General features: G+C 32.9%; 19 protein-coding genes. 14 read left to right on the top strand and 5 right to left on the bottom strand.

All coding sequences use genetic code 11. The annotated features are described in order from the left end of the window. Position 1 precedes the first annotated feature (1 nt). The 4 genes from ctaF to BLQ56_RS04860 all read left to right on the top strand — a co-directional run bounded on the left by ctaF (position 2) and on the right by BLQ56_RS04860 (position 2,642). Positions 2-334: a cytochrome c oxidase subunit IVB gene (ctaF, locus tag BLQ56_RS04875; RefSeq protein ID WP_090850528.1), complete on the top strand. Its 333-nt coding sequence runs from the start codon at positions 2-4 to the stop codon at positions 332-334. Between the two features lie 156 nt (positions 335-490). Then, on the top strand, positions 491-1,390 hold the full coding sequence (gene ctaG / locus BLQ56_RS04870; RefSeq protein ID WP_090850526.1) for a cytochrome c oxidase assembly factor CtaG: 900 nt from the start codon (positions 491-493) through the stop codon (positions 1,388-1,390). Between the two features lie 127 nt (positions 1,391-1,517). Beyond that, positions 1,518-1,985: a DUF420 domain-containing protein gene (locus BLQ56_RS04865; RefSeq protein WP_090850524.1), complete on the top strand. Its 468-nt coding sequence runs from the start codon at positions 1,518-1,520 to the stop codon at positions 1,983-1,985. 138 nt (positions 1,986-2,123) lie between these two features. Then, positions 2,124-2,642: a GNAT family N-acetyltransferase gene (locus BLQ56_RS04860; protein ID WP_090850522.1), complete on the top strand. Its 519-nt coding sequence runs from the start codon at positions 2,124-2,126 to the stop codon at positions 2,640-2,642. Positions 2,643-2,688: 46 nt separating this feature from the next. Here BLQ56_RS04860 and ytvI read toward each other — a convergent pair whose 3' ends face one another. Then, positions 2,689-3,747 carry a sporulation integral membrane protein YtvI gene (ytvI, locus tag BLQ56_RS04855; RefSeq protein WP_090850520.1) on the bottom strand — a complete coding sequence of 353 codons (1,059 nt, stop codon included), beginning with the start codon at positions 3,745-3,747 and terminating at the stop codon, positions 2,689-2,691. Positions 3,748-3,953: 206 nt separating this feature from the next. On the opposite strand from ytvI, the gene BLQ56_RS04850 reads away from it, so the two are divergent. Next, positions 3,954-4,310: an Asp23/Gls24 family envelope stress response protein gene (locus tag BLQ56_RS04850; protein ID WP_139163068.1), complete on the top strand. Its 357-nt coding sequence runs from the start codon at positions 3,954-3,956 to the stop codon at positions 4,308-4,310. Positions 4,311-4,614: 304 nt separating this feature from the next. Here BLQ56_RS04850 and BLQ56_RS04840 read toward each other — a convergent pair whose 3' ends face one another. After that, positions 4,615-4,971 carry a YugN family protein gene (locus BLQ56_RS04840; protein ID WP_090850514.1) on the bottom strand — a complete coding sequence of 119 codons (357 nt, stop codon included), beginning with the start codon at positions 4,969-4,971 and terminating at the stop codon, positions 4,615-4,617. Positions 4,972-5,271: 300 nt separating this feature from the next. Here BLQ56_RS04840 and BLQ56_RS04835 point away from each other — a divergent pair, with 300 nt between their 5' ends. Then, positions 5,272-5,706, top strand: coding sequence for a CBS domain-containing protein (locus BLQ56_RS04835; RefSeq protein ID WP_090850512.1), 435 nt, complete (start codon positions 5,272-5,274; stop codon positions 5,704-5,706). 226 nt (positions 5,707-5,932) lie between these two features. After that, positions 5,933-7,006 (top strand): CAP domain-containing protein, encoded by a 1,074-nt coding sequence (locus BLQ56_RS04830; protein ID WP_238457173.1) that lies wholly within the window; start codon positions 5,933-5,935, stop codon positions 7,004-7,006. A 56-nt stretch (positions 7,007-7,062) separates the two neighbouring features. On the opposite strand, the gene BLQ56_RS04825 is transcribed toward BLQ56_RS04830, so the two are convergent. After that, the gene (locus tag BLQ56_RS04825) at positions 7,063-7,431 is read right to left on the bottom strand and encodes a hypothetical protein (RefSeq protein ID WP_090850510.1); all 369 of its coding nucleotides are present in this window, start codon (positions 7,429-7,431) and stop codon (positions 7,063-7,065) included. A 31-nt stretch (positions 7,432-7,462) separates the two neighbouring features. Continuing rightward, on the bottom strand, positions 7,463-7,951 hold the full coding sequence (locus BLQ56_RS04820) for a PaaI family thioesterase (protein WP_090850508.1): 489 nt from the start codon (positions 7,949-7,951) through the stop codon (positions 7,463-7,465). Positions 7,952-8,116: 165 nt separating this feature from the next. Between BLQ56_RS04820 and ylbD the strand changes: the two genes are divergently transcribed. From ylbD to BLQ56_RS04805, 3 genes are all read left to right on the top strand, one after another. Beyond that, positions 8,117-8,530 (top strand): YlbD family protein, encoded by a 414-nt coding sequence (ylbD, locus tag BLQ56_RS04815; protein WP_090850507.1) that lies wholly within the window; start codon positions 8,117-8,119, stop codon positions 8,528-8,530. 26 nt (positions 8,531-8,556) lie between these two features. After that, the gene (locus BLQ56_RS04810; protein ID WP_090850505.1) at positions 8,557-8,796 is read left to right on the top strand and encodes a YlbE-like family protein; all 240 of its coding nucleotides are present in this window, start codon (positions 8,557-8,559) and stop codon (positions 8,794-8,796) included. Positions 8,797-8,873: 77 nt separating this feature from the next. Further along, positions 8,874-9,308 (top strand): hypothetical protein, encoded by a 435-nt coding sequence (locus BLQ56_RS04805; protein ID WP_090850503.1) that lies wholly within the window; start codon positions 8,874-8,876, stop codon positions 9,306-9,308. A gap of 41 nt (positions 9,309-9,349) precedes the next feature. Here BLQ56_RS04805 and BLQ56_RS04800 read toward each other — a convergent pair whose 3' ends face one another. Then, on the bottom strand, positions 9,350-10,171 hold the full coding sequence (locus BLQ56_RS04800; protein WP_090850501.1) for an ATP-grasp domain-containing protein: 822 nt from the start codon (positions 10,169-10,171) through the stop codon (positions 9,350-9,352). Between the two features lie 246 nt (positions 10,172-10,417). On the opposite strand from BLQ56_RS04800, the gene BLQ56_RS04795 reads away from it, so the two are divergent. From BLQ56_RS04795 to coaD, 4 genes are all read left to right on the top strand, one after another. Next, positions 10,418-10,861, top strand: coding sequence for a YlbF/YmcA family competence regulator (locus BLQ56_RS04795; protein ID WP_090850499.1), 444 nt, complete (start codon positions 10,418-10,420; stop codon positions 10,859-10,861). Between the two features lie 118 nt (positions 10,862-10,979). Then, positions 10,980-11,255 (top strand): YlbG family protein, encoded by a 276-nt coding sequence (locus BLQ56_RS04790; protein WP_090850497.1) that lies wholly within the window; start codon positions 10,980-10,982, stop codon positions 11,253-11,255. A gap of 404 nt (positions 11,256-11,659) precedes the next feature. Continuing rightward, on the top strand, positions 11,660-12,238 hold the full coding sequence (gene rsmD, locus BLQ56_RS04785; protein WP_090851293.1) for a 16S rRNA (guanine(966)-N(2))-methyltransferase RsmD: 579 nt from the start codon (positions 11,660-11,662) through the stop codon (positions 12,236-12,238). After that, on the top strand, positions 12,231-12,710 hold the full coding sequence (gene coaD / locus BLQ56_RS04780) for a pantetheine-phosphate adenylyltransferase (protein ID WP_090850496.1): 480 nt from the start codon (positions 12,231-12,233) through the stop codon (positions 12,708-12,710). Before rsmD ends, coaD begins: the two co-directional genes overlap by 8 nt. Positions 12,711-12,769: the final 59 nt, after the last annotated feature.

The raw sequence follows: 12,769 nt of genomic DNA, 5'->3' as shown, positions 1-12,769 counted from the left end.
AATGGTGACTAATCATTCGAATTCAGGAAACCCAAAGGTTGACATAGCTTATCGCAGAAGAAAGAATGCAGAGGATATGAGGCATCAGTTAGTTACTTTTGCAATCACACTCTTTTTAACACTTACTGCATTCTTAGCAGTTGCATCAGATTTTAGTGGCTGGTTCACTGTACCTTTTATCATTCTGTTAGCAGTAGTTCAACTAATTTTCCAACTATATTATTTCATGCACATGAGTCACAAGGGACATGAAGCACCTACTCTATTTCTTTTTTCAGGTGTTTTGGTTGGATTAATTACAGTATTAGCTTTTATGACGATCATTTGGTGGTAATCATAAGGGATTAGGAGAAAATCGGCGGATATGCCGATTTTCTTTTTTTAAGAGATTATATTGGATGTAATTCCCCAGTATTGGTTAATTGTATATATGTAAAATGAGCTGTATAATTTAAATATAGAATGTTTAATTTTTTAGGTGGTGTAGAAGATGTCTATTGAAATATTTGGTTTTCGTGCATTATGGAGTCCATATTTCTTTTTAGTTATCCTGGCTATTACAATCGGGTATTTTGTTATTATAGGTCCGTTAAGACAGCGCTTAGGAATCGAAGAGAAAGCTACTAAAAAACAAATTATTTTCTTCTCGATAGCGATGCTACTAGTGTATGTTTGTAAGGGGAGTCCAGTAGACCTCTTGGGGCATTTAATGTTTAGTGCTCATATGATACAAATGGGTGTCCTATACTTAGTAGTTCCACCCTTATTGATACTAGGGATCCCTCATTGGATTCTAAGATCATTTGTTAATAATCGGTATGTTAAACCTATCTTTAAATTTTTAACATTACCTTTATTTGCACTACTATTCTTTAACGGTGTATTTTCGTTCTATCATATTCCATTAATTTTTGATTTCGTCAAAACTGATATGTTGCTTCATACATTCACAACACTTATACTCTTTTTTGCTTCGATTATGATGTGGTGGCCATTAATTAATCCGTTACCAGAATGGCAAACACTGAACGGCCTTAAGAGAGTTGGTTATATTTTCGCTGATGGTATTCTTCTTACCCCGGCTTGTGCGTTGATTATTTTTGCTGATATTCCTCTATACGCTACATACACAGATGCTACAGCATGGGCAACTGCACTAGAACTCTGTGTACCTCCTGGAATGTTAGCAACGATTGACTTGGTTGGACCGCAGATGTTTAATTCATTACCACTTGTGGAGGATCAACAGCTTGGTGGAGTGATCATGAAAATCATCCAGGAAATTGTCTATGGTATAATTCTAGGGGTAATCTTTTTTCAATGGGTTCGTAAGGAAAAAGAAAACGATCAAGTGGATTCAGACTTATTGAACCCACAGCCAATTAAATAGGTTGAATTCTTTGGACAAGTACCCAATAATATGGGTACTTGCTTTCATATAATAACTAATGATTGCAAATTACGAATATCTCTACTAAAATTAATAAAGATACTTTTATATAGAAAGAGGAAACTTAATGAATATTTCTTTACCGCTATTACCTACAATTAGCACAATCTTTATTGTTTTAAGTGCAATTACAGTAGCAATTGGATGGTCTCTTATTATTAGAAGAAAAATCGAAGCTCATAAAAAGGCGATGTTTTTAGCAGCGATTTTTGCTATTATTTTTTTCATTATTTATGCATCCAGAACAATTTTTGTCGGAAATACACAATTTGGTGGTCCTGATAGTATAAAAATTTACTACACTGTCTTTTTAATTTTTCACATATGTCTTGCTACTACTGGAGCTGTTCTTGGTATCATAACACTTCTGACGGGATATAAGAATCAGTTAGCAAAGCATAGGAAATTAGGACCAATTACGAGTATTGTTTGGTTTTTTACTGCAATTACAGGTGTTGCTGTATATCTTTTATTATACGTGTTTTATCATGGGGGAGAAACAACCTCTGTGATAAAAGCGATATTAGGTTTTTAGTAATATGTATTAGGTGTTATGGAATAGGATATTCTATAACACTTTTTTTATTGGTTTTTAATAGTGGTTATTTTTTCATTACATATTTTTGAGTTATGATTTTGAGTTTTGCTGAAACATCTTAGGAGAAAGGGAGAGATGATAAAAATGATTGAGATTTTTACGGAGCGCTTATTAATTGTACCTTGTTCCCTGGATATCGCAAAATCGCTTGTCTTCCATAGAGAGGAACTTGAAAAAAGGTCACCAATTATTATTCCTCAAGGCTGGCCGTCTCCTTTGATTAAGAGTATGCTTCCCATTTATATTGAGAATTTAGAAGAAGATGAGTCTGTTTATGGATGGGGATTATGGTTAATCATTAATTATGCAGATAAGACCATTATTGGTGATATCTATTTACAAGGTAAGCCAGATAAAAGGGGTATTGTAAATATACATTTCAATATGGTAAAGGATTTAGAAGACACCAGTTTAACTTATGAAGCAATTGATGCCCTAATGGAATGGGTAATCACGCAAACAGAAGCGAAAAAGGTGATAACTGAATGTAGCGATAGTAATTTTCAAACGATTCGACTGTTTGAAAAACTAGGTATGAAATGCACGAAAAAAGAAGGAGCATTTTTGAAGTGGGAAATGGGAGAAGCAATATAAAAGGAGGGAGCATTTCCCTCCTTTTATCTTTTAGCTGATATTAAACTTATATTTTAAAATTCAGTTTAATGATTCCAGCTTCTCTAGCTGAATTAAAAGCAATTAAAATCATTGGACCAATAATAAAGCCAAGGATTCCAAATAATTTTAGCCCTAAATACATTGCGATTAACGTGGATAATGGTGATAAACCAATGTGAGTTCCCATAACCTTAGGTTCTATAGTTCGTCTAATGATTAGTAAAATAGCACCGAGTATAGCAAGTTTTGTTCCTAAAACAATATCACCTGTTATAAGATGGAATAAAGCCCACGGTAACATTACGATAATAGAACCAATAATTGGTATTACATCAATAATCCAAATAATGAAGGCCATAAGTAAGGCAACCTCTGGAGCAATAATAAATAAGCCAACTAGTGATGTGATAAAAATGAGAACACTTACTAAAAATTGTGCTTTTATAAAGCCAAGTACAACATATGATAATCTAGATACCATAAAATTGACTTTGTCCGCTGTCTTTTCTGTTAAATGAGCATTGACTCGTTGTCTCATATTAGGAATATCTAACATGAATAGGAATAAAGCAATCATATAAACAAGAAAACTAACTAAATAATTCGGAATGTCAGTAAGTAATGACTTTAGATTATTGATATTAAAATAGGAAACAATATAAGTTTGTAGTGTTACTAAAAATCCTTCAATTTGCTTTCTGATGGCCTCAACAAATTCAGGAGGTAAATCTTGTGATCGGTAAGCAAGGTTCTTTTCAAGATCAAGAATGACTCGATTAATTTCATTGATATACATAGGTGCATTTTCAATAATATTTATGGCTTCACCTATTACTTTCGTGATGATAAAGTAACCACTTACAGTCACTAAAAGTAAAAAGAGAATAAAAATGATTAAAACAGACATATGTCTTTTTAAACCGGCCCTCTTCTGTAGCAATTTTACCAATGGATCAAGAAAAAGAGCGGTAATAAAGGCAATGATTAGTGGTAGAGATATCGGTAGAATGAAATAAGCAATAACCACAATCAATATAATAATAAAAGTGATTATAGCAGTGCGTTTGTTAAATAATTGAGACAAATGCTGTTTGCTCCCTTCCAAAAAAAACTCAGTACTTTAAATTATAGTTGAGATTAAAATTAAAACCAACTATAAAATGTAATAATTTAAGCTAATTTGTGCCCATTTAGTGTTAAGTGACATAGTATATCTTTACATATATCAATAAGCTGAAGAAGTGTATTATTTCAGCAGTATTTTGTACATTTCCTAACCTGACAAGGAGGTTGTTATTCATCTTAAAACAAGCACTTACTATGGGCTCTCTATACATTAAAGAAGAGGTATTATCAATCATTTCGACGATTTGCATAAATGAGTATGAAGAGATATCAACTAATTCTACTCGCTTAAAAACTGGATTCATCCAGAAGATTACAAAAAAAACTGGAATCAGTGTACTGGAGAATGATGATGGAATTACAATTCAATTACGTCTAACAATTATTTCAGGAGAGAATATTGTAAATACTTGTGTGCATCTTCAGAAAATTATTATGGATGAAATACTAGAGCTAACAGGTATTCATGTATCTCGCGTTCATATTATAATTGAAGATATCTCTTACAGAAACGATATTTAAGAAAAGAAATTAGCACACTTTCCATTCGCTACAAGCCACTCCCTTTCCGCAGGGCGTTCAGTGAGCCTCCTCGTCGTTTCACTCCTGCGAGGTCTCACTTGGACCGCAAATCCTGCAGTAGATGAGTGGCTCGCAGCGAATTCCAAGTACATAGTGAGCAGCTTTCTATTAAGATTATAAAAAGAGGTTGCCCCAAGGTGGACATCATTCCTCAAAATCTTATGTACCCAGGTTAACCCTTGGTGTCTAAGATTTTGTGAATATGATGTCAATCAATATAACTTTGGGACAGCCTCTTCTTGATTTATTTTATTTTTTCAAGCGCATCTGATAGTTGTGCTAACAATCTTGTCGATTGCTCTACAATGGTTTTCGGGAATGTTTCTCCATCACCATATTCAACACCGTGGGGATAATAATGCTTACCTAATAACGGTGTAAGAAGTTTCACAATGGCATGCTTACCTTCAATTTCTCCTTCAGTCGTAAAAGCTTGAACACGCAAATAAAATACGTCTCCCTTAAGTTCGAACTTGCGATCATATGTAACACGTTCGTAATCCCATTGTCCTGCAAGAACAAATCCTAGTTCTTGCATTACATCGTTCAATCTAGATAAATCAATTGTCTGATTTTCGAGTCCTGTATTATCAAACTTCATTTTTTATAGTCCCTCCTAGAAAACATAAACCGTTAAATACCTTCTTTTTAATAATAGTATGAAAACGTATAAGTTGCAATGTTAAGATGGTTTAAAATAGTAATAAAGATGCTTATGTTAGCAAGAATTAAAGTTGTCAAAGCAGAAGAAATATTACCTCCATTCATTTAAAATGTTTATATTCTAAACAATTTTAAATGAATAGTTCAGAATAGCTAAAGACCATACTATAGTTACCGTCATAAAAATGACGATTTTAGGTTCTAAATAGTTAAAAATGTTCTAAGGGGGTTTGACTAAATGAAGTCTGTACGTGATGTAATGACATCTAATGTGGATTGCTGTACTCAACTTGATAATGTATTTGAAGTAGCAGTAAAGATGAAGGACTTAGATGTAGGTGCAATTCCTATTGTAGACAATGATACACGTAAGTTAATCGGAATGATAACAGACCGTGACTTAGTGGTAAGAGGTATTGCTGAAAAAAGATCTGGATCTAATCAAGTTACTAATGTAATGAGTGAAAGCTTAATTACAGTTAGCCCTGATACTTCACTGCAAGAAGCATCTAAACTTATGGCTGAGCATCAAATCCGACGTTTACCAGTAGTTGAAAATGACCAACTAGTAGGTATTATTGCTCTTGGTGACCTTGCGGTAGAAAAAATGTCTGATGAAAGTGCTGGTTATGCTTTAAGTGAGATATCAGAAAGTGAGCAAGTGCATCATTAGAATATTCTTTTGATAAAAAACACCCTTGTGGTGTTTTTTTTTATGATATACTTCATATCCATTCTGTGGATTAAGCTTGCTAGAAACTACCTTTTCAATGTTTAAATTTTTAAAACAACAATTTTTGAGAATGCTATTTTAAAAATAAAGCAATTAGTCATAAATCTACTAACCATTAATATAATGATAGAAACAATGGACAAGTCTTTTAGAGAGGGGTATACCTTTGAGAACAAGTAATATAATTATAATCTTTCTAGTAATTGTTTCTATTATTTTAATTTATGCTAAGAGTATTAATACTGAAAAAGTAACTGTTGATGAAGAATCCCACTTTCTCTCACAGGAACTGGACAAGCAGCTCGAAATAGAAAATTCATTTGAAACTGAAGATAATATATTTAAGCAACAGCCAAAAGAGGGTTTAATCTCTTATATTGGCTTGAATGCTGATGAAGTTGAGGGGTTATTAGGAAAACCTGTAAGAGTGGATCGTTCTTCATATGATTATGATTGGTGGATCTATAATGAAAATAGTGAAGAGTATTTACAAGTAGGGATAGCAAATGAAAAAGTAGTAACAATCTTCGCCATAGGCAAAAAATTAGAAACACAACCTTTTCAGATTGATGAAACTGTAGAAGCAATAAAAGAAAAAGTATCATTTTCAAATAAAGTTTCCTTTATTTCACAAAATAATTCCTATCGTTTTGAATTAAATGAAACTGAAATGAGTAAGATGCCACTTTTAAAAATGGGTGAAGTGTTCGTTCAACTTTATTTTGATACATTTACAAATAAACTATCGAGTATTAGGTATATGGATAGTGATACACTTGTTAAACAACGTCCGTATGAACTTATTTATCGGGGGGAACTGTTAACTACAGAAGATCTTAGTAAAGAAGAATGGGAGGAAGTTGAAAAAGGAAATGCAGCTCAAATTCTAGATATTACAAATGTGATTAGATTAAGACATGGACTTGAAATTGTGAAATGGGATGAAAGTACTTCTACAGTAGCTTATAACCATAGTAAGGATATGAACCAAAATGAATATTTCTCTCATACTTCACCTACATTTGGTGGATTAGCAGACCGTCTGGCAAAAGGTGAAATTATTTACCAACTTGCTGGTGAAAACATTGCGGCAATGTATGTAGATGGAATTGCCGCTGTAGAAGGTTGGCTAAATAGTGAAGGACATAGGGAAACACTATTAAATGAAGAATTCACCCATCTTGGTGTTGGGGTATTTGAGAAACACTATACACAAAATTTCGTTCGGAAATGGGAATGATCTAAATCAAACTAATCTGAAGGTGTGAAAGGATCAAACAACCATCATACCTTCTATTATTCTTGGGTATTGAAATTTTCAAACAAAGAAAAGCGGAAATAATCTTGATCCCAAAATCCATAAAAAGCCAATTGCTCCCCTGGAAGGAAAAGTGGCGGTGTAAACTCTGGTGTAATTGGCTCAATTTTTTTTAATTTAATAGTTCGTCCTTCGGTCGTTTGAATAATTAAGGTTGTTTCGAAGAGAAATTTATTATAATAGAAACGTTCTTTCTGTGTGAATATTTGACTAACAGTACCAATGACTGATGAATCTATTCTAATATCAGTCATTGTAATCCACTCTCTATGATACTTATTAGCTTCCTTTTTTGATTTTATAAAGAAATAAATGAAGATTATGGGAATTAAAATCGCAGCAACCATTCATTTCCCCCATTTAGATATAATTTATATTTTACTTCTTCCTCTTGATAATATAGAAACTTCCTGTAGCATGAGCCATTAGCTTTCCGTCATCACGGTATACTTTTCCCTCGGTTACAATTAGATTTGTGCCCTTATTAATAAGAGTAGCAATACAAGTTAAGGAAGATCCTATTCCAGGGGCAAGATAATTCACTTTTAATTCGGTTGTAACTGCTGCTTGATGTTCTGGCAACAATTCAAAAACTAATCCCCCCATTGCAGAATCAATAAGTGTAGCAGTAATACCACCATGAACAATATTTAAAGAATTTTGTATAATTTCGGAGTTTGGAATTGTTATTTCATAGTGATTATCAATAAATCTTCCCTTAGCTTGTAATATCTCACTTAAATAAGAGGAGTTTTCATTTTTTTGTTTTCGCAATATTGCATTGATTAGTTCTTCGATCGTTTTTTTTTCTGCCTCAGAAGCTTCACTATAGACTTCATTTAATTGATTTAATAACTCTTCCTTCATCTTTATCCATCCTTTGAATGATTATCTCTTCATATTTATTTTAACAATGTTTAATGATCTCTTGCAATTTTTTGCAAAAAATTTAATTACCTGAAATGGGCGAACAAATGAGGAGCTATTTAGATATGATATAGTAGGCAAATGTAATATGAAGAGGTGACTTAAATGGCAAAGCAAAGTCAGAATCCTACTATCGAAGAATTTAAACTTTTTGTAAAAAAACACCCAGGCTTAATACAAGAAGTTCGTAAAGGGAAAAAAACATGGCAAGAAATATATGAAGATTGGTATTTGCTTGGAGAAAATGATGATTCATGGACAAAGTACAATCAAAATCGTGAAGAATCGAACGAAAAAGAGACTTCGAAAACAGATTTGATGAAAAAAGTTCTCTCGTCTTTTAAAAATGTAAAAATGAATGATGTTCAACAACAGATTACAAATGTTGGTAGCGCCATTTCGACAATCCAACAAGTTATCACACAATTTCAAGGTGGATCTAATAATGGATCAGACTCTATAAGAAGCGAAAAGCAAGCACAGACAGAGAACCATCCCTTTGCGTTTCGTAAAGATTAGAGATTTAGTATAGAAAGGAGATTGTTATGCGAAGGGATGTACTTGAATGGCTTCAAGCTAATCCACAAATGAAACAATTTGTTCGAAGTCATCCAATTTGGTATCGAAAACTAACAAGATATCCGAATGAAAGGCAACAGCTTGAAATACAAACAAAAGACTATTTCAAACAAACTTGGCCACATAAGGTAGGTAAGATTTCTAATGGGCTAGAGTTTGCTTCAATGATGATGCAAATGTATGGCGCTATGAGAAAAAGTGATTGAATTCTCATAGCCCTTATTTTTTTGTTTAAAAATCGGACATGCTTATAACACTAAGGGAAAAGAAGGAGTGAAACAGAGTGAAAAAATTCATTACCATTGCCTTATGTACCTTTTTGTTAACTGCATGTACAAACGATAAACCAGTTCCAGAAGCATTGGTAGTTCATATTGTGATGTTAGAGAACAATAGAATATTTAAGCCAGAAACCAGGCATGTTAGTGCAATGAGAAAAGAAACTGAGAGAATCTTAGACGTTCGTCAACAAGTTATAGGAAATGATGTATATGTAGAATGCATGATTTCTGATATTAGGCTTAATAAACAGGAGAATTCATATGGTGATGGATATATAGAACTATCAGTAGACGGAAAAAAAGTAGATCAATTCTCAACTGCTGCATTTATAATTAAAGGTTTGCAAAGGGGAAAACATAATATAAAGTTAGACTTAAAAGGGATGCATGGTAAAAGGTATCATTTAAGTAAAGAATTTAAGGTTACAATTGAATAGAAAAAGAGGCTCTAACAGTTAAGCCTCTTTTTAGTAAGTATTTATGATATTTGTTCTCCTGTTAATGGGGATATTGGTCCTGTTGGATATGGTGGTTTGTATTGTGTTAACAGATACTCAAATATTTTTGTCTCAATGGAAGTGTCAAGTCTACTCATTCCTTGATTACCGAAGAGAGTATTAAACTCAAGAATATAAGGTTTGCCTTCACTAAACATAATATCGAAACCTGCGTGGTTAATATTTAAATTCTTTGCGATCGATAATACTAATTCACAAGCTTCTTTTGGGACGAAATCATAAGAGATCTCTCCGCCTCTTGCAACATTATGAAGAAATTCCCCATTTGCTCCAATTCTCCAATAAGAAGCAACAATCTCATTTCCGACTACACAAACTCTTAGGTCTCTTCCGTCATTTTCTAAATATTCTTGTATATAAAATGTATCAACTTTTTTTGCATATTCATAAAAGTCCTCTTCATTTTCTATAAGAAATACGCCTTTCCCCATTGAATTTCGATTTTCTTTCGCAACAAAAGGAAACGGGAAGGTATTTAGTACTTTTTCTATATTTTCACTAGAAGAGCCAAGGATCTCTGTATAAGGAATATGTTCAGGACATACTGTCCATAATGCTCTTGTCATCTCAATTTTACTATAACCTAATTGAATAGACTGAATGCTAGGAAAGATGTTTTTATTTAATCCATAAACTAGAGAATTGACCTGCCAGTTTTCTGGGAAAAGTATAAAGTCTGCATCTTTAATGCGATCAATTTCTTTAAACATTTGCTCAGGTTTAATATAGCTTATATTTGGGATTCCGATGGTTCTAAATGGATTAAATGTAATAAGTTTCATGAAGTGTTTCTCCTTTATAAGAAAGTGAACTTATTTTGAATCTAGAAAAGTATAATTTGTTGTGTATGTTTCGTCAAATAGTATTTTTAGGTTTAACATTGTTAAAGCTGAGTTATAATAAAATTCCCCAATTATTTGTGGGATCATTCGAGCAGGCCAATTAAACTGGAGCTTTAAGAAGACTGATTACTGAAAAAGTCGCTATAACACATTTTTCATGATATATTAATTGTCGGAGGTGAAATTATGCTTGCTACATTAGAAAGATTAGAAATACTAGATGTAAGTGATGAAATAGCGAACATGATTCTACAGTCAGAATTAATGGACGAATATAATCGTTCTTTATATACATTAAGACATAACCAAGAATCTCAAAAGTTAATTAAGCATTTTTCAAAGATGAAAGATAAATATGAGGAAGTACAACGTTTTGGGAAATATCATCCAGACTATCGTACAGTCACTTTAGAGACCAGGGACTTAAAGAGACAATTGGATTTAAATGAAACCATTGCTGCTTTTAAGAAAGCAGAACAAGAAATTCAGACACTTTTGGATGAAGTGAGTAGAATGATTGGAACTGCGGTTTCCGAGAATATTAAAGTGCCTACAGGAAATCCATATTTTGATTCTCTATCCTCATGTTCTGGTGGATGTGGTAGTGGTGGAAGTTGTGGTTGTAGTTAGAAGGCACACAGATCTTCTAAATTGTCTGAAATGTATTTATTTAAATTAATTCTCCACTATGCTACACTAATAATAGTTTTTGTGTTTCATCTGATTTATTTAAAAAGGAGAAAATACAATGTTCGGACAAAGGCAAGGAATTATTGTTTATCTACATTCTTTAAAGCATATAAAATCGATGAGAAGATTTGGAAATATCCATTATGTGTCCAAACGATTGAAATACATGGTGATTTATAATGATATGGAGAATATCGACTCAATTATTGGAAAGATTCGTGCCTTACCTTATGTAAAACAGGTAGAACCTTCATATAAGCCGTATTTGAAGCTTGAATATGAAAATTCAAACCCTGATAAAGCTAAAGAATACGATTATAAAATTGGTCTTTAATTTATTGTCTAAACTATAAAGGTAAAAAAAACCCTGCAGAAACAAGTTCTGCAGGGTCCTTCTATATCCATTTTGAAGTTTGTACAAACAAACCTCTTCATGGTAGAAGGCAAAGGGAGAGGAGAAACCGGAGGAAGAACTTATGGGGAAACGTAAGTCTTCTCCGCGGTTGGCAACAACATCATCAACGATGTTGTCTTTACTAATTATGACCAATTGCTATTTGAGTATACCTATTGTTTATGTTTTTTTTAGATTCAGTAGACAATAACATTGAAGTAGTAAGAGATGTCCTTTTCATTCTACTTACGTTATAAATCCATCTCTAGCATCAAAGTAACGTTTATGGTAGGATATGAATGGTGTTAATAGGTAGTATATTTAATGATAAATGTGGTGATTATTTGAGAGTTATATCAGGTATATGTAAAGGAAGACCCTTAAAGGCAGTTCCGGGAACATCTACACGTCCAACAACCGATAAAGTTAAAGAGGCTATTTTCAATATGATAGGTCCCTATTTTGATGGTGGTATTGCATTAGACTTATTTGGTGGAAGTGGTGGTTTAGGAATTGAGGCATTAAGTAGAGGGATAGAAAAAACGATTTTTGTTGATAAAGAATTTAAAGCGATACAAACAATTAAAGAAAATGTGGGGAATTGTGAATTCGGAAGTAGAGTTGAAATTTATAGAAATGATGCTACCAGAGCTCTAAAGGCATTAATAAAAAGAGAAATACAGTTTGATTATATATTTCTAGACCCTCCATACAATCATCAGCAATTGGAAGCGCTTATCATGGTGATTAGTGATCATCATCTTCTTGCTGAACATGGTTACATAGTTGCTGAACATGATTATGAAGTTGAATTATCAAATACATTAGGAAAGTATAGTCGTATGAAATATGAAAAATATGGAATAACGGCTATATCAGTTTATGGTAATAAAGGCTTAGAAGGGAGTAATACCCATGGCTAGAATAGCAGTCTGTCCTGGAAGCTTCGACCCAATTACATACGGACATCTTGATATCATAAAAAGAGGGGCAAATGTGTTTGATCGCGTTTATGTAGGTATACTTAATAATTCTTCTAAAAGTCCACTCTTTACAGTTGAAGAGAGAATTGAATTAATTAAAGAGGTTACTAAAGAAATTCCTAATGTTGAGGTAGATGCATTTAGTGGTCTTTTGGTTGATTATGCCAGGGAGAAAAAGGCAAATGTTATTTTAAGAGGACTACGGGCAGTAACAGATTTTGAGTATGAGATGCAAATTACCTCAATGAATCGAGTGCTGGAGGAAGATATTGAGACGTTTTTTATGATGACCAATAATCAATATTCATTCCTAAGTTCTAGTATCGTTAAGGAAGTTGCTAAGTACAAAGGAGATATATCAGAACTAGTTCCAACTACGGTTAAAAATGCGCTTATATCAAAGTATAAATAGAAAATAGAGAAGAGACTGTCGCTGGACAGTCTCTTCTTCGGAGTGTAGACAAAGTATAA

The organism is Litchfieldia salsa, assembly GCF_900104555.1.
Taxonomy (GTDB): Bacteria; Bacillota; Bacilli; order Bacillales; family Bacillaceae_L; genus Litchfieldia; species Litchfieldia salsa.
The sequence above is the reverse complement of the archived record's forward strand: the minus strand, read 5'-3'. Positions and strand labels throughout refer to the sequence as shown.